The organism is Edaphobacter sp. HDX4 (genome assembly GCF_036877565.1).
GTDB lineage: Bacteria > Acidobacteriota > Terriglobia > Terriglobales > Acidobacteriaceae > Edaphobacter.
The window spans coordinates 88516-106610 of sequence record NZ_JAEDXW010000008.1 but is presented as its reverse complement, the minus strand read 5'-3'; the positions used below and the strand labels follow the sequence as shown (position 1 = coordinate 106610).

At 55.0% G+C, this 18095-nt stretch carries 12 protein-coding genes and 2 pseudogenes; 9 read left to right on the top strand and 5 right to left on the bottom strand.

Annotated elements, in window-relative coordinates:
* The first annotated feature begins 10 nt into the window (after window positions 1-10).
* Window positions 11-1498, top strand: coding sequence for an MraY family glycosyltransferase (locus JAO29_RS09995; protein WP_334268065.1), 1488 nt, complete (start codon window positions 11-13; stop codon window positions 1496-1498).
* Window positions 1499-1530: 32 nt separating this feature from the next.
* Here JAO29_RS09995 and JAO29_RS09990 read toward each other — a convergent pair whose 3' ends face one another.
* From JAO29_RS09990 to JAO29_RS23495, 3 genes and pseudogenes are all read right to left on the bottom strand, one after another.
* Window positions 1531-2646, bottom strand: a complete 1116-nt coding sequence (locus tag JAO29_RS09990) for a glycosyltransferase (protein WP_334268064.1) — start codon at window positions 2644-2646, stop codon at window positions 1531-1533.
* Window positions 2647-3053: 407 nt separating this feature from the next.
* Window positions 3054-3730, bottom strand: a pseudogene (locus tag JAO29_RS09985) (integrase core domain-containing protein); the annotation flags it as partial.
* 70 nt (window positions 3731-3800) lie between these two features.
* Window positions 3801-4013: pseudogene (locus JAO29_RS23495) on the bottom strand (Dyp-type peroxidase); the annotation flags it as partial.
* Here JAO29_RS23495 and JAO29_RS09980 point away from each other — a divergent pair.
* The 6 genes from JAO29_RS09980 (at window position 4012) to JAO29_RS09970 (ending at window position 6515) form a co-directional block, all read left to right on the top strand.
* Window positions 4012-4359: a hypothetical protein gene (locus tag JAO29_RS09980; protein WP_334268063.1), complete on the top strand. Its 348-nt coding sequence runs from the start codon at window positions 4012-4014 to the stop codon at window positions 4357-4359. The pseudogene JAO29_RS23495 and the gene JAO29_RS09980 overlap by 2 nt on opposite strands.
* Entirely contained in the window at window positions 4289-4531 is a 243-nt protein-coding gene (locus JAO29_RS23490; RefSeq protein WP_442886354.1) for a Rieske (2Fe-2S) protein, read from the top strand. Before JAO29_RS09980 ends, JAO29_RS23490 begins: the two co-directional genes overlap by 71 nt.
* Before the next feature lie 73 nt (window positions 4532-4604).
* On the top strand, window positions 4605-4952 hold the full coding sequence (locus JAO29_RS23485) for a TMEM175 family protein (RefSeq protein ID WP_442886358.1): 348 nt from the start codon (window positions 4605-4607) through the stop codon (window positions 4950-4952).
* Window positions 4953-5355: 403 nt separating this feature from the next.
* Window positions 5356-5706, top strand: a complete 351-nt coding sequence (locus tag JAO29_RS09975) for a hypothetical protein (protein ID WP_334268062.1) — start codon at window positions 5356-5358, stop codon at window positions 5704-5706.
* Window positions 5700-6098 (top strand): peroxidase family protein, encoded by a 399-nt coding sequence (locus JAO29_RS23480; protein WP_442886352.1) that lies wholly within the window; start codon window positions 5700-5702, stop codon window positions 6096-6098. Before JAO29_RS09975 ends, JAO29_RS23480 begins: the two co-directional genes overlap by 7 nt.
* Window positions 6099-6110: 12 nt before the next feature.
* Window positions 6111-6515 carry a hypothetical protein gene (locus tag JAO29_RS09970; RefSeq protein ID WP_334268061.1) on the top strand — a complete coding sequence of 135 codons (405 nt, stop codon included), beginning with the start codon at window positions 6111-6113 and terminating at the stop codon, window positions 6513-6515.
* Between the two features lie 1442 nt (window positions 6516-7957).
* On the opposite strand, the gene JAO29_RS09965 is transcribed toward JAO29_RS09970, so the two are convergent.
* Complete coding sequence (locus tag JAO29_RS09965) at window positions 7958-9115, bottom strand: hypothetical protein (RefSeq protein ID WP_334268060.1); 1158 nt, start codon at window positions 9113-9115, stop codon at window positions 7958-7960.
* Window positions 9116-9476: 361 nt separating this feature from the next.
* Between JAO29_RS09965 and JAO29_RS09960 the strand changes: the two genes are divergently transcribed.
* A complete protein-coding gene (locus JAO29_RS09960; RefSeq protein WP_334268059.1) occupies window positions 9477-11225 on the top strand; it encodes an Ig-like domain repeat protein in 1749 nt (582 codons plus the stop codon).
* A 166-nt stretch (window positions 11226-11391) separates the two neighbouring features.
* Here the strand turns inward: JAO29_RS09960 and JAO29_RS09955 are convergent, their stop codons facing one another.
* Complete coding sequence (locus tag JAO29_RS09955) at window positions 11392-13554, bottom strand: hypothetical protein (protein ID WP_334268058.1); 2163 nt, start codon at window positions 13552-13554, stop codon at window positions 11392-11394.
* A 508-nt stretch (window positions 13555-14062) separates the two neighbouring features.
* On the opposite strand from JAO29_RS09955, the gene JAO29_RS09950 reads away from it, so the two are divergent.
* On the top strand, window positions 14063-18007 hold the full coding sequence (locus tag JAO29_RS09950) for a hypothetical protein (protein ID WP_334268057.1): 3945 nt from the start codon (window positions 14063-14065) through the stop codon (window positions 18005-18007).
* The last annotated feature ends 88 nt before the right edge of the window (window positions 18008-18095 follow it).

Here is an 18095-nt window from a genome sequence, read left to right as displayed (position 1 = left end):
AGAGGAACTTATGAATGCGGTTATTTTAATTTTCTCTGTAGCATTGGTCCTGTGCCTGGTGATGACTCCTATCTGTCGCGATCTGTTTCTTCGCTTTAATATCGTCGACAGTCCAGACAGCGAGCGAAAGTTCCATCTCAAACCGATTCCACGGATTGGTGGCATTCCCATCGTACTTTCATATGCGGGTGCTTTGGGTCTTCTTCTGACCCTTGCTCCTCGCGGGGCCGCTATTTCGATCCAACATCTTCGATTATTCCTGTCATTGTTACCTGCAACCGGATTGATCTTTCTGACTGGATTGGTCGATGACATCTTCACTTTAAAGCCCAAGCAAAAGCTGTTCGGGCAATTTGTCGCAGCAGTTCTGGCCGTATCGCTGGGTGCACGTATGTCGATGGATGGCATACCTCACTCCAGCCTTATTACGATACCGCTCAGTATCATTTGGCTGATCGGATGCACGAACGCCGTCAATCTCATCGACGGACTTGACGGACTTGCCTCAGGTGTTGGACTCTTCGCAACGCTAACAACGCTTGTTGCGGCGCTCGTGACCGGGAATACTGGACTTGCTATTGCAACAGCGCCTCTACTGGGGTGTCTTCTCGCGTTCCTTCGTTACAACTTCAGTCCAGCGTCCATCTTCCTCGGTGATTGTGGGAGTCTCACCATAGGTTTCATGCTGGGTTGCTTCGGTCTGGTCTGGAGCCAACACACCGGAACCATGCTGGGGATGGCTGCTCCGCTCATGGCTCTTACGTTTCCCTTGCTCGATGTAATTCTCTCCGTCACACGTCGCTCTTTGCGTAGTCGTCCGATCTTCAAAGGAGATCGTGGACATATCCATCACATGGTTCTCGCGCTTGGACACAAACCCCATGTGGCTGCACTCATCCTATACGGAGTCAGCGCGGTTGCGGCACTCTTCGCACTGCTGGCGAGTCTTAGCGGGATCAGGTTTCTGGGGCCCATCTTTATCTCCTTCTGCATACTCATCTGGAGCGGCATCAACCGGCTCGGTTATGTTGAAGTCTCAGCTGCGCGCAGAACTCTATCACGCAAAAATGTCTTCCGAATCCTCAAGGAAGAGATATACCTCCAAGAGCTCGAGAGTTCCATCAATGCAGCTAAGACGGTCGAAGAGAGCTGGACTATCGTACAGAATGCGTGCAGTGAGATGTGTTTTACTTCGGTTCAAATGTTCGTCGCCGGTACTGTTTATGAAGCAAATTTCGATAAGAGTCAGATCCATCCGTGCTGGAAGATGAATCTCGTCGTCGGACGATCCGGGTATCTTGTCCTTACGCGGGGCGAGGAAGGTCGTCCCCATCGTCTGATGGGATCGGTTTTATTCATCCTGCAGGAATCACTTCGAAGCAAGTCGTATGTTGCGCCTAGACCGGTTGAGGTACTCGAAGCTGAGACGACCTATTTCGTGAATGGAACCCACTACTCGTCGGAGCCGCTAGCTAGGCCCACGCTAACTGTTCAGTAGATTGGCCACCGGCCGCTGCGGTCGGAGACCGCTCATTTTGCGCCGAATCTGGCTCGGTCACTGAGGATCGCGCTCAGAGCATTGCGCATTGTTGTTGCTCGAAAACTCCAGGTACCATGCTGACTTGCAGCGAAACGATCCTCCTCGTGACCATCACGAAAGCCAAGTTTCGAGAGCCGTTCCGCACCATCGGAGAGTTCTTCAGGAGTATCCACAAGGTAGAGCAGACCCTCCTTCTGGAGCAATTCATGGAAACCCCTCGTCGCCAGCATTGGTCTGCCCGCGGCAAGGTGCTCATAGAATCTAGTCGAACTCCCTGAATACGTAGGTTCTTTCTTCAGGTAGGGAAGCACGGCGAGATCGAGACATCTGGCATATCTTTGCAACTCACCATAAGGCTTCATGCCAATGAACTTTGCAATCTGCATTACGCGGGTGCGAGCGGCATCTTGGTGAGCGTTATGGATCTTTCGATGTGTAGGACCGATGAAGAGCCATGAAAACTTCGGCGTTACCCCGATCGCTTTCTCGATAAATATCCAGTCCATGTTGCCGGAAAGATCTCCTAAAACTCCTAGCACGGGTCTCTGCATGTTTTGCACATCCAAAGGCAGCTCTTCAGGATGCTCACGGACTTTATCTGGAACATTACTGCGTCGGGTCGCATTTGGTATGATCGCGATCTTGTCAGGACTACACCCTACCTCTTTGAAATAATCTGCAATCCTCCGCGAGTTAGGGCAAACCAGGTCAGCTACCTGGCAAAGCCTTCGATCCAGTTTTTTTACTTGGGTGGGGTCAACTCCTTCGTAACGCCAAGTCAGATCTGTTGAGTAATAAACGATCGGCCCTTGCCAATGTTCTGCGACGTCGGCGTAGTAAGGCGTAGTGCAAATGAGCGTCGCGGCCGACGGCGGTGTTGGCGTCTGATCCAGCAAAAGCTTGAGAACTTTACGTTTGTAGGGAAGAAGGTTCTTGATGACGGGTCGAGCAAATCCGCGCTGCTGCATAAAGGAACGAATTCGCAAAGGAGGATCAGCCAGCTCTCCTACAGACGTCCTTCTATTGAAGGCTCCCAATTTGTCAAACGTCGGCTCCCAGGCTATGACATCGACCTGTTCTGTCAACGCGGAGGCAAATTCTTTCATCCAAATGCTTCCAACATCGAGCACGTGCCATGGACCTTCAATTGTCTTTCCACTCCGCATCATGCGGCTATTTTAGCTAGTCGAAGAGGTACTTCATAAACTTTTGCGAGCCATATGGGTCGTCCAACTGTTTCTTGGCGGGTTCGCTTCATTATGAAGGGAAATAGGGGAGCCGGAGAGTTGTCCATTCCCCTGCCCACAGCCGCCATAGCCACACAAACGATGGACAAGAGCCTTGGCACATTACTCACCATGCTGGGCACTATTCTTTTGCTGCGGATGGGTACAGTTAGGGCGGCAGCGAGTACGGCGATGTTGAAACCAGGGCGATTGGAATCAGAACCGGAGATGCGTCAAGGATGTATCTCTATGACTGGACTGCCCGATCTTTTGTGCCGATGGAAGAGTTAGTGTAGCGCAGCTATTTCTGAGTTCAAATAGCCGCCGTCGGGGGTGTGGAGAAGTCGGAAGCGCGAAGCGGTTCCGACTTCTCCATGCCCCGGGTTTGAAGTCAGCCACGCTTCGGGTGCTGGTGATCTATAGCCCAGCGAGGAGTGTGGCTGACGGTGTTGTAGTGGAAGCGCGCCAGCACGCGCAGTTACTTCATTGAGTAGAAGATCTCGCCGTTGAGGAACTCATCGCTCAGCTTCGAGTTGAAGCTCTCGCAGTAGCCGTTCTCCCATGGAGATCCGGGGTCGATGTACAGTGTCTTCGCTCCTGTATGCGCAAGCCATTTGCGCAGGTCCTTGGGCACGAATCCCGGGCCGTTATCCCATCGAAGATGTTCTGGGACTCCCTTCATCACCATCACATCGGCCAGGGCGGAGATCACCCTGGCGCTCGATCATCGCCGTTCTGCGCGCACCATCAGGCACTCTCGCGTGTATTCGTCGATCAGGTTGAGGATGCGGACACTGCGGCCATCGTGCGTCCGGGCACTGACGAAGTTGTAACTTCACACGTGCTTCTCGCGCTGCGGTCGCAACCGTATGCACGAGCCATCGTTGAGCCACAGTCGGCCTCGCGGCTTCTGCTTCTGCGGAACCTTCAGCCCCTCGCGACGCCAGATGCGCTCCACGCGACGCTATCTCGCTTCGTGCCCCCATGACAGGCTCCTGCTGATCCACAGGAAGGGATTCCCAATCAGCCGTCTTGTGTTTCCACTTCTGCAAGAGGAGGATGGAGCCGGCAGCACCCGGAACGCCCTGGGGAAGCGGCAGTGCATCTATGGGCGCTTCCAGGAGACTGGGGTTCTCGGAGCCGTCAACAAATCCGATCAGATCGCGGTCATGACGATAAGACAAACTCGATGTCTCTTCCTCTGAAAAAGCCTCATCTGCCAGATCTCGTATCACGGAACGTGCCATGTCGAAGATTACGTCATACGCACTGCCGGAGCCACACAAGCGCGTCGTGTTGCGTGGCGGGCATCATGAACCCGTCCGCACCTTCGATCGGCTGGAAACCTTTGTCTTAGTGGCAGACAGTTTCGGCTTTCTGAAGATCTTCTTTAAAGGTGCAACCATGGAAGACAACACGCAAACATCACGTACTCCGAAGTCCGCCATCCCCTCCGACTCACTCGCGCCAGAGCGGTTCCGGATCGGCGAGATCCCGGAAGGCTCGGTTTGGGAGCGTCGCAGTGTTCAACGTCGCAGGCCATGTGTGCGCCACACAGGCCAAATGTCCTCATCAGCAGGGTCCCCTGACTGAGGGGCATGTTAATAGTTCGACCGTAACGTGTCCCTGGCACGGCTCACAATTCGATGTTTGCACCGGCGCTGTCTTGCGTGGACCCGCCGTTACTCCACTCCAGACCTACTACGTGGTCGTGGAAGGCGGAATGGCACGAGTTGAGGGAATTCAGAATCAGGACGCGAAGTAATGTTCCCAAGACAGCGGGAGGAATCCCATGACCACCACGCGGCTCGAGGCATTCAGCGACGCGGTCATAGCAAATCATCATCACGATTATGGTGCTCGATCTGAAAGTGCCACACGGCTCGCGCATTGGAGACCTGGCCCCGCTCCTTCCAGTCTGCCTGAGTTACGTCGTCAGCTTCCTCTACATCGGAATCTACTGGAACAACCATCATCACCTCCTGCAAACATGCAAGGACGTCACGGCTTCAATTCTGGGGGCCGACCTGCATCTCCTGTTTGGCTTTCTTTATTCCCGTTTGCTGCGGGATGGCTGGAGAAAACCACTACGCATCGGCCCCCACCGCGCTCTACGCCTGTGTGCTCCTGATGGCTGGGGTTGCTTGCTTCTTCCTTCAACACGCCATTATGCGGGCACAGGGTAGCCGTTCGATCTTGAAGCGGGCCATCGGCGACAACTGGAGGCGAAGTTATCGCTCCTGCTGTATATCGTAGCGCTCTTTGCCACACTTCGTGCTCCCGGGCTAGCCCAAACGATCCTCGTGATCGGAGGACTGATATGGCTAGTCCCAGACCGTCGCATTGAAAGAGCGTTGGCCACGGCGCATATCGAATAGCCAAAATCCGCACTTGGTCATAAACCAAGCAGGGGGATCCGTGAGAAGCTGCATTCGTTCTATACCAGACCACTGTATGGCGCGATTGGGAGCGACGAGCTCAATCGATGCGCCGCTCGTGCCCCGTCCACTACGCGCGGATGTTTCCGAGCCTTCCGGCATTTCGGGCTGAGGAGGAGTTCCTGCGTGCGCTCGGAAGAGTCGGCGGCGTGTGCGATTGGAAGCCACTGACGATACGCCTGAATCGCTCGCAGACACCGCGGCAGGCTGGCCCATCTTTGGCCAATTCATCGCCCACGACATCACAGCCGATCGTTCGCGCTTGCGGTCCGATACGGACACCGCCGGGCTGATCAACGCACGCTCCCCAAAGCTTAATCTGGAATGCCTGTACGACGACGGACCTACGGGCCATCCCTACCTCTTTCAGCGTGACGATCCGGCAAAGTTTCGACTCGGCAAGGATGAGGCAGATATTCAACGAAATGAAAATGGCCCTGCTATCATCGGCGATCGCGCAATTCCCACAGGCTCATCTCGCGGTTCCACCTCGCAATGCTGAAGGCGCACAATGCCTTTGTCGACGAAGCCTGTGCCTGCGGCATAGCAGATGAACACATATTTGACGAAGCCTCTCGGCAGACGCGTTGGCACTACCAATGGATCATCCTGCACGAATTTCTCCCCTCACTCATTGGAGAGCAAGCTGCGGCAAACGTGCGAAGCGAAGGCCCTCGATATTTCCATCCGGGCGAGCATGGGTTTATACCGCTTGAGTTTGCTAACGCGGCATATCGATATGGTCACGCGCAAATCCGTCACGGGTATAAGTCGAACGCTCACAGTGGCCTGCTTCCACTCTTTCCAGATCTGCTGAGCTTTCGTCCTGTACCACGTGAGCATGTTGTTGACTGGAGGATGTTCTTCGATACCGTCGGTGCACCATCCGCTTAACGCGCGAAGAAGATGGACGGAAGACTTGTACTTTCTCTTCTTCAATTGCGTCTTGCAATCACAGGAGAATGCGAGATCGATGACTACCACTCACTGGCTGTCCGCGATCTGCAGCGAGGACAGGGTTCTGGGCTGCCATCCGGAGAGGCCGTGGCTAGGCACATCGGCGTGTCTCCGCTGGATGCGGAGCAGATTGGCCTAGCCTCCATCGGTTGGCACGATGAAACTCCGCTCTGGTACTACATCCTCTGTGAGGCCGCAGTGCTTGAGGAAGGGCATCGTCTTGGACCGGTCGGTGCCCATATCGGTGCGGATGTATTAGTCGGTCTGATCGATGCGGACAGGAACTCACTCTGTCACTGCGAAGAAGAGTGGCGACCGCGCAAAATATTGAGCGGCCTCCTGGCAATTTTGTAGTGCAGGATGCGTTCCTTGCATGAAAGAGTGGCAATTTCTGTCACACAATCCAGCCCTGTCCGGTCATAGCGAGTACGAGTGGCATATATGGAATCGGCCATTCGACAAAGGAGATACATCATGAAAATCGTCGTCATCGGCGGTAACGCGGATGCTTCGTAAGGAATGGCCGGAGCTGCTTCGCGTTCTATGGCGCGAGCAGCATCCCGAAGAGCACGAGGGCGGTAGGTCGGGGACATGAACTGCTCTTTGAACAATTCCTTTTGGGGTTACAAGAGATCGACGAGTCCCATTCCGCGAAAAAACCCGCTGAAAAGGGCTTCCGCTGACTCAGTGCGATCCTCCAGAGGCTCATCGTACGGGCTAATTGAAGTACCAGCGCAGAGAGTTCCTCTCCTAAGAGTGAGGTCGAAAGCCGAGTTCTCACACTCTCTTCGGTTATGCGCTGCGCGTCTTTCCCCAAGAGGAAAGCTCCGGCCAAGATAGTGGCGAATCCACCGCTCCAACTCATCAGCCTCTTCTTCGTAGAGTCTGTTGACATTGCCAGCGTCCGTATATTCGATACCTTGCCGGCACTCCTCTCTCAAGGCGCACGTTGTCGGGAAGGCGAATACGCCTGGAACTGGACGCATTTCCAGCGGCGCTCCACAATGCGCCTGGCTTGGCGTATGCGTGTTTAGGCGGGCAGTTCTGGTTCCTTCTCGCTGACGGCTCGCTCTATGAGCCCTTCTGGCTCGAAGCCAACTCGGTAGAAAGGGATGCGAATAAAGCATGGCCTGACTTACAGTACGAGATCATGTCACGAAGTCGCAAAAGCATTCGCCCTTCTCGTTGAGAAGACGAATTTCGAAAAACAGGCGGAGCAATTCAAGCCTCTGGAATCGCCCTTTCGAATATTGTTCAACGCCTACCTTTCAACATAGGATTTCCGTTGGGGGGCGAAGGCTTGCCATGAATACCCATCTGTTTGGTTTTGGGGCACAATAATCATCAGCACTCTAATCTGCTGGATGCGCATTCGGTCAAATACAACCAAGTTGCAGTGATGTATTTAACTATAGTTACATATAGTAGGGCCGATCAATCCATCACAGGTTTCCTGACTGCCGTTCGCATTTTGCCTAGAGGTCGTTTCTCAGCCATGGTTCGAAATCAAAGTTGCGAGCTGGCGCTGATGCCAAGAATGAACCAGAATACTCAGGGTCAATTGAGACGAATCGTCCCCGCTTGGTACAGCGACATCGCGACGGCTGCTGTGGCGATGTCGCTAACTTGCTGACACAATGATCCTTCTGATCACATCTACCAAAATGTTATCGCGACAACCTGAGGTGCTGTGGGAGCCCCGTCCACGACATGCGTTTTCAAGACGAGCTGCAGGTTCTTTTGCTTCCATTCCTTCGGAGCCTTGTCGAGTTCCTTGTTCATCTCGTCGGGTCGAGTCAAAAATATTCGGCAGCGCGGCTGCCGAAACTAGAGATGCCCGCAGCTGTTACGAGAAACTGGCCCGTCTCCGCATCCAGAACCCTCGAGACGATGGCGAAGTCCTCGTCGGTTTTGCCGTCCGCCCCAAGCTGAGGCAGAGTCCAGCTTCGCTTGCTTCCCGTCTGCTCTTGAACAAAGCGGACTGAGTCCTTCTCAACGAAGACGTAAGGCATCTTAGCTAACGTGCGCTCCGTCCACCGATTTGAGAAGGCACCGATCAGGACAGTTGGAGAGTCGGAGAGCTCGGAGTAAGAGGTCTCGGTCGAGATTCGGAACTGCGTCGCCTTGCCAAGACTTCCAAACAGGGCGCTCAGCAGGGAAGCAGCGTTAGCGTCCCCAGCACCGACAAACTCATTCCTTACTGGAATCAGATCCGAACCTTTAAGCGGAATTCCTGTGGGGTCGATGACGGCATCTGGTGCCTCGTCTGGGGTGAGGCCCATATTGCGGGTATAAGCAGCTCGAAAAGCCTTCGCATAGTTGTATGCTACCGGGCTGCCAACACAAATAAGAATCGGTTTCGAAGTGCGAAGGGCGGGAGCCCAGAACGCCTCAAATGGAGTGTCTGTTGCGCTCGCATATCGATCGGACCTGCGATGGGCGAAGAATGCGATCAGCACGGCGGAGACAAGGAAACACGCAATTAGGGCACGTCTCACTCTTGATGTACCAGATTCAAAGGCGGCCACTTCAACAGGCCGTGAAGCTGGGATTTTGTCGCTTTTCTCCGCGATGTTTGACGAGAACGGGGCCAGGGAAGGCGTACTGCTTTCGGGAGGCAGAAACTGCGGTATGTATGATCCCGAAGGAATCTCGATGCGACACGCGGGTACGGTTTCCGTGACCGAGTAATACTGGATCAGACGCCGTCGGACATCGCTAGCGCGTACTCGAACCACGGAGTCGCCATCGGTCTGGTATGCAGGATCGCGGCCAAAGACTTCAATGCCGATCATACGCTCTTTCAGTAGGTCATACTGGCCATCGAGAGCGCGGTCCACAACAAACTGCAGGAACTGTTTACAACGAGGACTGCCGTGGAAGGCGGGACTCTTCAGAATGCGGTTTAGCTCGTCCTGGGCCTTTAGCCTTAGCTCTTCACTTTCTGCAATCATAGCCTGATCTTTCTTCGCTTGCATCTGCGATCTGACGAACAGGTCCCTCCGATCCTCGGCGTGAGAAAACGATCGTTCCTGTCAGCACGTCGTCATGAATCGGTTGAGACGCGTGGACGTCGGGGAATTTCTGTTGAAAGACTCGCAGAGCAGTATAAACACCGAATGAATTGATGAACAGGTGATGAGTCCGTGCCGCGGCACGCTGTCAGCGTAGGACATTTACCTATTAAGTATCAGCTACTTGAGCCTCCGCGTAACCGTTACGAACCGCTTTGAGCCTACTTTTCCTTGACAGCCTGCGAGACAGTCTGGATGTCCGATCGCTTCTCTATCCGCGGCGGGTCCCTGGAGTTTCGACGTGCTGACTTTGATCTGCAACCGCTCGACCAGTTCTCGTCTCAGGAAGACCGAGCTATGGTTCCGCCATCGCTCTGTCCGGTTTGCGACGATATCGGCGGCGACGTTGCTGACCATCCTTATCCTGATGCCAGTACGTTCTCTTCGAGCCTGGGGTGGAACTCCCCACTCCTTTATCATCGACGCCGCTCTCACCTCTGTGCCCGCTCAGGACCGAATCGCCATCCGCCTCGGTGGTGAGGTCCGGCACCTGCGCAACACCGTTCAGATGGGAGATTGGGTGAACTCGCTGATCGTGGACCGCGAGAATTGGCACGTGACCACGGAAGACTTCCCCCTGGCCGGCTCCGAATATTTCGGCAACGATTACCTCCTCTTTCCCAAGGCTCCGCACATGTACTCGCACGTTATGCCGTACGTGGCTGAGACGTACACGCCCTTTTTTAGCCGCTCGCTCCAGGCGCTGCGGACCGAGGACGCCACCAATGCGACCCGCTGGATGGGAGCCCTGCTCCACTTTGTCACCGACTCTGGATCGCCATCCCATACCCTTCCGGTTCTCGGCCCCGATCACACAAAGATGGAAAACTGGCTCGACGCTTCAACTATCGATCTACGCGGCTACCATCCGGTGCTCCTCGGTCGCACCGACACCGAGGCTTTGGAGGGCCTGCAGACGCGTATGGCGGGGCTGATCGCAAGGAACAAGATCATCGCCCAGAAAATGGTGCGGTACGCCCAGGCCGATGACCGCGCCCACCTGGAGCCGCTCGCCCTGGACTGCGCCACCGAGACAGCCAAAGTCGTTGCCGATGTCATCCACACGTTGCTTATCCTGAGCCTGACCGGTCCCGGGAACGTCACCGTAACAGCGAACCAGCCTGGCAACGACGACTTTGCGGCCGCGACGCCGGTGTCGTGGACCATCACGGTCGCTCAGCCAGCCGCGGCTATTGCCCTTACATCGTCGACAAATCCTGCCTTGGCCCAGAGCTCGATAAGCTTCACTGCGGTGGTGTCCATGGCCCACGGCACCCCGACGGGAACGGTGACCTTCTTCGACGGAACCACCGTTCTGGGCAACGTCGCGATTGTGAGTGGGACTGCCAGCTACAACACATCAAACCTGGCTGCGGGGGCACACCAGATAACAGCCTCATATTCGGGCGACGCAAACTTTGGCCCAGTGAGGAGCGCAGTTCTGACAGAGACGGTTGAGGATCTCGGCTTTGCTCCATCAAGTAGTTCAGCGGCATCCACAAACCAGACAGTATCTCCCGGAGGAACCGCGACCTATGCTCTGACATTGAGTCCGACTGGCTCTGCGACGTTCTCGTCCGCAGTCTCGCTATCAGTCAGCGGGTTACCACCGGGGGCTACCTATACGCTCACGCCGGAGTCGATTGCCGCTGGAGCTCTGGCTACGAATGTCACTCTGAACGTGAAACTTCCGGTGACTTCCGCATTGATGCACCGGAAGAGCCTTTTCGGATCTCCGTTTGCTTCGCTTGCCCTTGGCATCCTGATTTTGCCGCTCTCGTTGCGCTCGCGGAGATTCTCACTCAAGACTCGCGGCATCTTCGTTTTGTTATTGGCAGCGACGATCAACTTGGGCGGATGCAGTTCTGGCGGCAGTTCGAACAGCAGTCCTGGCACTCAGACAGCGACCCCTCAGAGCTACACGCTCACGCTGACGGCTACGTCTGGTTCGCTGGTCAGGACCATGGACCTGACCTTGACAGTCAAATAGAGGATTGAGTGTTAATGCGGGTGCGCCGCGCTGTTGGTGTTGCTTTGCTAATTATTTTTGGCACACTGAGTGCTGCCTAAGTTTAGCTCCATGGCATTTGGCCAATTACCAGATTGGCAGTGCGGATGCATTGATGCCGGACTAGATCGTTCCATTCAGGGAGCGTTCAGGCCTTGGCAGCCTTACCTAAATGCCTGGTCTGCGACGCAGCCTCGATATCGATCGCCACGGTTCCTCGTTGGCCGCTCAGTGCGAACTGCACAAGCTCCCCCCAGGTTCTGGTCAGCGTCCCGGTATTGGACTTAGCGAGGCTACCCAGCCTGTTGGCCAGATTCTTTCTGGCATCTTTGAAGTTTGGATCCTTTCGTGGGTCCTTTGCTTTGGAAGACGACATGACTTTTAGCGTGTCGGCCAGCGCTTTGCCAACATTCAGAATCGCTTTGACCCAGTCTGTAATCTCCATCCAATCCACATGTACGGCTACGGCATACTGCTTGATCAGACTCGGCAGAACTTCGCTAGCGGCATAATTTCCTGCTGGTCGCTCGTACAATTCGGCCCAGTATTCCGGAGTTTGAAGTGCGAGGATTCGTGCTTTCTCCAAGTTGGTTTCGGGACGAATTAGAGAAGCCAGGGTCTTACGAGCCAAGGACATTAGCTCGTCTGTCCCCCATTGGGTCATCAGCGCCGAATCTTTGAAGAATAACGCCATCAAATCAGCATTCTTGTATGTCACCGTTGCCGTGAAGGCAACGTGATCGAGCCATCGTGGATCGTCCAACATGTAATCCAGCGAGCCCTCCTGAGCGGTTCCGAGAGTGTACACAAGCAGGAGGTTCGACAGCATCCGGTTCCTCGACATCGAATTTGCGTAGTCAAAGTAGCACTGGCTCACATTGATGTCGAGATTCAACCCGGAACCGATCACCTTGTAAACCGCGGTTGCAATAAAGCTGTCCATCATTGCCTTACTCAGCTGGTCACGAGCTTCAGCGTAAGACTTTCCGACAATCTTCAGATCTTTCGCAGTAGCTTCATCGGTGATCGTCAGATCACCGTTTTCATCGATCAGAACCGTGCTGGTTTGCAGATAGGATGAGATTTGCTCGAACGTATAAAATCCAAGCAGATTGATTTGTATGAGACCTTTCTTAGATGTCGTTTCGACCGTCAGATCTCGCAGTAGAGTTACGTTCTGCTTCTTCTCCGCTAGATTTGCCAACAACGTCCAATCCCCATGCAGCGCAGCGTTCATTGCTTGATCGGTTGCAAATGGCTCACCTCCTCTCAGGTTTACACTCACCAGAAACGCGGCTTCATGTATATCCGACGAACTGAATGAGGCACTCATCGCGATTGACAAGCTGCGATCCACGGCATCGCCGAAAATCTTGCTCAGCTCTTTGTATCTGGTGCTCGAGAGCCCGGAGTCACCCGACGCGTTGAATGCCTTACTAAGAAGCTGCGCGAGCAGATCTTTGTCCTTAGCCGTTGCAGATACTCCGGCGCCCGCATCTAGACTCAACTTGAGAGTGCTCCCTCTCTTGCGATAGACCCCAAGTTGGCAGGTATCCGCGTCGACCCGATAGCAACGCACTACCAGATCGCCTTCCAGCTTGAGTGATGCCGTGACTTCCAGTGTGACGCTGGGCGCGATGCTAAATGGCGTGTCGAGCGGAAGCCTCAGTGAAGCGAAGGCATCCAGATCGACAGGAAGCTCGGCCGATGCCGCGATCGTGACGCTACCGTTCGTGTCGGTAATGCGCACCGTACCCGGTGCCTGGCTGCGAATTGAAGCGGCATCCAGCAAAACGCCAAACTTACTGCACGCCTCGATGATGGCGTCCTGCAGTTTCGGGAAGCCGTTCTGGCCCTTCGCAATTCGGCTGTACGTGATCAGGTCTGCCCCCGTCTGCACGCCAACGGATACGCCCAGTCCGTTTGCCTTCGCCTTGACCTTTGCCTGAATCAAAGAATCGACTTCCACCCCAACCCACACTTCGTCTTGACCGATCTCGATCTTTGGCGAAAAACCGTCGTCCTCAAAGACGCAGCCGTCGTTATGGTTTCGAATCGACACCTCACAATTCACATCACCTTTGAAGATCAGGCTGGTGCTATTGTCTGAGAGCTGGTCAGGGGATTCAAAGTCAGCAGCCGTGGCAAGGGACCGGATCTGAATCAGATCGACAGGCAGGCTAAGGTTCTGTGCAAAGTTTGCGGATGCTGGAAGAAGCTTCTTCAAGCCGGCCTTGGCAAGCGGCGAATCCTTGCGCAACCCTACGGAAGAATCAATCTTCATCCCTTCGGCTACTTCAACTTCAGGCATGACCAGGCGCTCCAGTCTCGTCAGTTAGCGTGTGGGCTGGGGATTGCTCAGAGAGAATTCCCTGAGAGTACCACCGCTTTGTAATAGACAGGCAATTGTTTTGGAAATTAGGTGGGGCCGAGGTAGATAGTCGATCCTAGCGCTGCCGCATTCATATTGGCAATTGTCTTCGGGCGGTTCGCGAATTTGGAGTTGGCTCCATCATCATTCGAATGTTTTCCTGTGATCTTCCGGGCGTTTGCGATGTCAGGCTGGTCTGAAAACATGCAAATCAACCCGGGTTGGATCGTGTGCTGAAGGTCGTGCAGCTCTCAAATCCATTCCTTAGGTCGTCTACGTGCTAATATACCGTCCACCTGAAGTTTGGCTTTCTGCTTTTCTCCAAGCATTCTCCCAGTCTAAGCCGCTCGCATATGAGGTACGCGCTCATCACGCCTGAGTAGTACTTCCTATCCGGTTCTGCCGGGCCCAATGTTCCATCGCAGCGATGGTAAATGAGGTGCTGACTATGGCCAGAGGACAAGGCTATGCGGCAGTCGGAGCGGTCCTGCTCGCTGGGCTTGCTTTCCGCGGCTCATTGAGCCCCGGGACATCACCGATTCTGGATAAATCACACGAGGTACAAGCTTCCGTCGAGAAGTCCAGGGCCGAAGAAGGTCCGTGGACCGCTTCGTGCCGCTACTGGGCGGCAGTCCGCCCGTTCGCTCCACAACCGCAGCCGATCGCGGCTTCGGCGGCTGCGCCTCAGGTCGACATCAAGCTTACCCGGACCCACCCCGGGTTCGCCGCCACCGTGGCCACTATGACTGATCCCGCAGACACCTCGGTTGAATGCGGGCCGGATATACAGCGCTGGGGCATTCCGGACCGGGCCTTGGCGGCGAAACCCGAGATCCATGCGATCGTCGCAGCAATCTCTGACCCGGTCCATGGCCATCTCGCACTCGAGTTCGATAGAACGGCCGATTCGCTGCTCCAAGCCGCCGCTGATAACCACTATCTCAGTAGCATGTACTGGTTGCCCTGGCGTGGCGCTTCATCGTCTGCGCCATTGACGTCGCAAACGGCGGCCGAACAGGCCACTGAGCGCAAGCGGCAGAGGCAACCCGGACTCATCATCTTGAAGTACAGCCCACCTGAAAACGAAATTGAAGAACCTGATGTAGGAGAAAGCAGTTTCTATCGCGTCATTTATCTCTTTCTTGTGGCGGAATCTCCGGCCCTGGGGATGGATGGAACGCAGCTTCACAATGCGCTTGCCTATGAGAAAGCGCTGCGCGCAAACTATGGTGCCTCCCTGTCTATGGAGAAGAGCGGCGACACCATAGCCGTCATTGGTCCGCACTTCTCGGGTTCAGCCACTTCATTGCGCCAAGCTTTACTATCTGCGCTGCACTTACAGCCTCAGGCGGATCTAAAACCAGGGACGAATGTTCCGTCTCCCGTTCCTCACACAACCAGGGCGATCGCCGCTGGAACCAGCTCGACGGAGGTCTCCGCGAGAGAGCTCAATACCGGCTCTGACAACATCAATCCGATTACCTATATCTCTTTCGGCGAAGATACCAGGTTCGAAGAAAGGCAACTGACTAAGCCTATCTTCCGTTCGAACGCGACGGCAATTCTCGTTGAAGACGATAGTACCTTCGGAGCGGCTACGGTTTTCGCTAAACGATCAATGCTCCTATCTCCGGAGTACATTCGATTTCCCCGTGACATTTCTCTACTGCGCAATGCGCAGGGCGACCAGGGTAGCAGTCCCCAGCCGGCGACTCCTGTGCCAAGCCCCTATCTCAACCTGTCCCTTAAAGATCCTGGGGTCGACGATACGATTCCGAAGTTCTCTACCGTACAGACAGCCCTCTCTCAGGAGGCACAGCTCATGGCGATCGAGCGGCGCTTGCAGAAGGAGCACATCCGCTACATCCTCATCTCGGCCTCTAATACTCTGGATGAGATCTTTCTCGCAAAGGAGCTTCACCGGGCCTGCCCCAACGCCACGATTACCTTCTATGGTGGAGGCGACCTACTGGTGGAGCGCGACGTGGATAACGCCCCCTATATCGGCTCCATCACGGTCACACCATATAGCCTGCTTCCCTTCGACACGTCGACCCTTCCTTCGCAACGCTTCTTCGCGGACTCCCGTGCTACCGCCTTCTACAACGCCGCCAGCTACATCTTCTGGTGGGGGTCGAAAGCTTCTGCCGACAAGCAGCTGCCTAAATTGGCAGGCTCCTACAAGGCCGATGGAAGGCTGCGATTCCCTCTTCTAGCGACCGCTGTTGGAGCTGACGGTTACTATCCCCTCGGGATACTCAGCCCATGTGCCGGTGAAACCCGCGCCATACTCCCAGACATCGGAATACCTGGCAATGACGGCAACCAGACAGCTTGCGACCCGACAAAGGATTCCACTATGACGGACAGCGATGTAGACAAGTTCCTGCCATCGAGGAAGCCCTCGATGTTCTGGTACCTGCTCTGTATCTGCCTCGCTGCGCTGTGCCTGACCCATGCTGCCAGCCTCTATTCGGCGAACTACTGGTCCCCGTCTACACGTGACCTCGCCATCATGCAAAACGATCAACCACGCCGTCGCACCGTCTACATCAACATCGGCACGTCAATGCTGGTATCCATGGCACTGGCACTTACCATCCCATGGTTCAGCTTCGCATGGAAGACCGGGTGGTATATTCTCGCCTCTCTTGTTGCCTGCGCTGCTCTACTGTCCGCCTTGATAGCGGCAACTGTGACTTTCGCAAAGACCAAGGGATATCGTTCTCTCAACGCAGCTACTATGCCTGGCGATCAGATCCGTCTGTATCCGTGGTTCAATCGCATGGCAGCTGCCAGCGTTGTCGTTGTCCTGGTTCTAATGGGGTGGATGTGCCTGTACGATCCAGCCTCTCCGAGGAACTCCCACGTTAATCTGTTCTTCAGTTATCGATGCCTCTATCCCTTAGGCGGAGTCTCACCCGTAGTTCCAGTGTTGCTTCTTTTACTGGCATGGTATCTCTGGGCCATGTTTCAGACAGCCCGTCTGCGCTTCTCAGCCATGAACCGGCCCAGGCTTCCTGGTCTCGTCCATTCAACGTCGGTGTATCCCCTTTATGTCGCTGATACGAAATTGGGTAATTGCAAGCCTCCACTAGCCTGCTGCCTCTTCGAAAACATTGACTGTCTACTCATCACCCGCACCTTGGCAAGCCGCGTCACACGACCTGCGGTAGCGTACTGGCTTTGGCCACTGGCAAAGTCCTGCCAGGGTAGCTCGAATCAATGGTTCCGTACCCTCGGGCGCCACTTTACAAAAGCTGTGGGGCGATATCATGGAGGCATCCTCAACTGGATTCTGACTCTTTTCTATTGCATTCTCTTTACTGTTTGCGCCTTCGGCTTGCACATCCAGAGCCTTGACCGCTTTCTCTATCCGGCTCGTTTTACAGCATATGAGATGCTGATCTCTATCCTCTTTTATCCCCTGGTGATGATCGCGCTGGCTGGATGGCTGCGCGTCATTCTTGTCTGGGCTGCGCTTAAGCACGGGCTGCTCGAACAACTGGAGCGCAGTCCCTTTCGCCTCGCCTTCAGCCGGTTGAGCGACGTCGATTGGGTGACCATGCTCAGTCAAAGCGGCTTGAGTATCCGCTGGCGCGACATGGCCCGGTCGACCGAATCGCTCCGCCAGCTCATGAACAACTGCGAGATGAAAAAGGCCGCAGGGAGCGGCTGGGCCGACCTTATGATCGCCTCCGACAGCCTCAATGACCAAATAAGCGATCTTCTGCAATCGATCGGCGGCGCAGCGAAGCCTGGCGCTCCCCAGCAATGCATTGGAAGGGACCTGCCTCATGCAGCTTCCCGGCGCGAGCTGTGTTGCATCTATGCGATGGAGCGTGGCTATGCAACATTCTGCGAGAAGCTCCTGGAGTACATTCTCATTCCTTACTGGAACAAGGAGCGCATCGGGTTCGTAAGCGAGCTTGATATCGACAGCAAAGATGGGAAGCACATCGCAGATGCCCCCGAGGAGCCGCTTCACATCCGTCTTGCCGAAGAGTTTCTGGCCATCCGCTACGTTGCCCTCATTCGAACCGTGCTGGTCAACATCCGCCACCTGATGGTCTTCGTCTCGGCGGCCTTCGTGCTCGCTATCGTCGCGTGGAACTCCTATCCGTTCCAGCCGCGCCAGCTGATCGATTGGTGTTTGACAATCCTTATGCTCGGGCTCAGCGCAGGATTTATCTGGGTCTTCGCGCAGATGCACCGCGATCCGATTCTCAGTCGCATCACTTCCACGACTCCCAACCAGCTAGGAAGCGATTTCTATATCCGCCTTGTGACCTTTGGCGCCGTTCCTGTACTCACCTGGCTTGCCTATCAGTTCCCAGAGATCGGAGGCAGTATTCTGCGGATGCTACAACCAAGCCTCCAAATAGCGAAATAGCCGCCGCTTCTCTTTGTCGATGCTTCGCAAAGAGCCCTCGTCAGGTCTGCCGGGGGAAGTCTCCTTCCCCGGAACTGTTGTGGTCTCT

Coding starts and splice junctions, on each gene's coding strand:
- JAO29_RS09995 (WP_334268065.1), top strand. CDS start 11: ATGAATGCGGTTATTTTAATTTTCTCTGTAGCATTGGTCCTGTGCCTG.
- JAO29_RS09990 (WP_334268064.1), bottom strand. CDS start 2,646: ATGAAAGAATTTGCCTCCGCGTTGACAGAACAGGTCGATGTCATAGCC.
- JAO29_RS09980 (WP_334268063.1), top strand. CDS start 4,012: ATGTCGAAGATTACGTCATACGCACTGCCGGAGCCACACAAGCGCGTC.
- JAO29_RS23480 (WP_442886352.1), top strand. CDS start 5,700: ATGCTGAAGGCGCACAATGCCTTTGTCGACGAAGCCTGTGCCTGCGGC.
- JAO29_RS09970 (WP_334268061.1), top strand. CDS start 6,111: ATGGACGGAAGACTTGTACTTTCTCTTCTTCAATTGCGTCTTGCAATC.
- JAO29_RS09965 (WP_334268060.1), bottom strand. CDS start 9,115: ATGATTGCAGAAAGTGAAGAGCTAAGGCTAAAGGCCCAGGACGAGCTA.
- JAO29_RS09955 (WP_334268058.1), bottom strand. CDS start 13,554: ATGCCTGAAGTTGAAGTAGCCGAAGGGATGAAGATTGATTCTTCCGTA.
- JAO29_RS09950 (WP_334268057.1), top strand. CDS start 14,063: ATGGCCAGAGGACAAGGCTATGCGGCAGTCGGAGCGGTCCTGCTCGCT.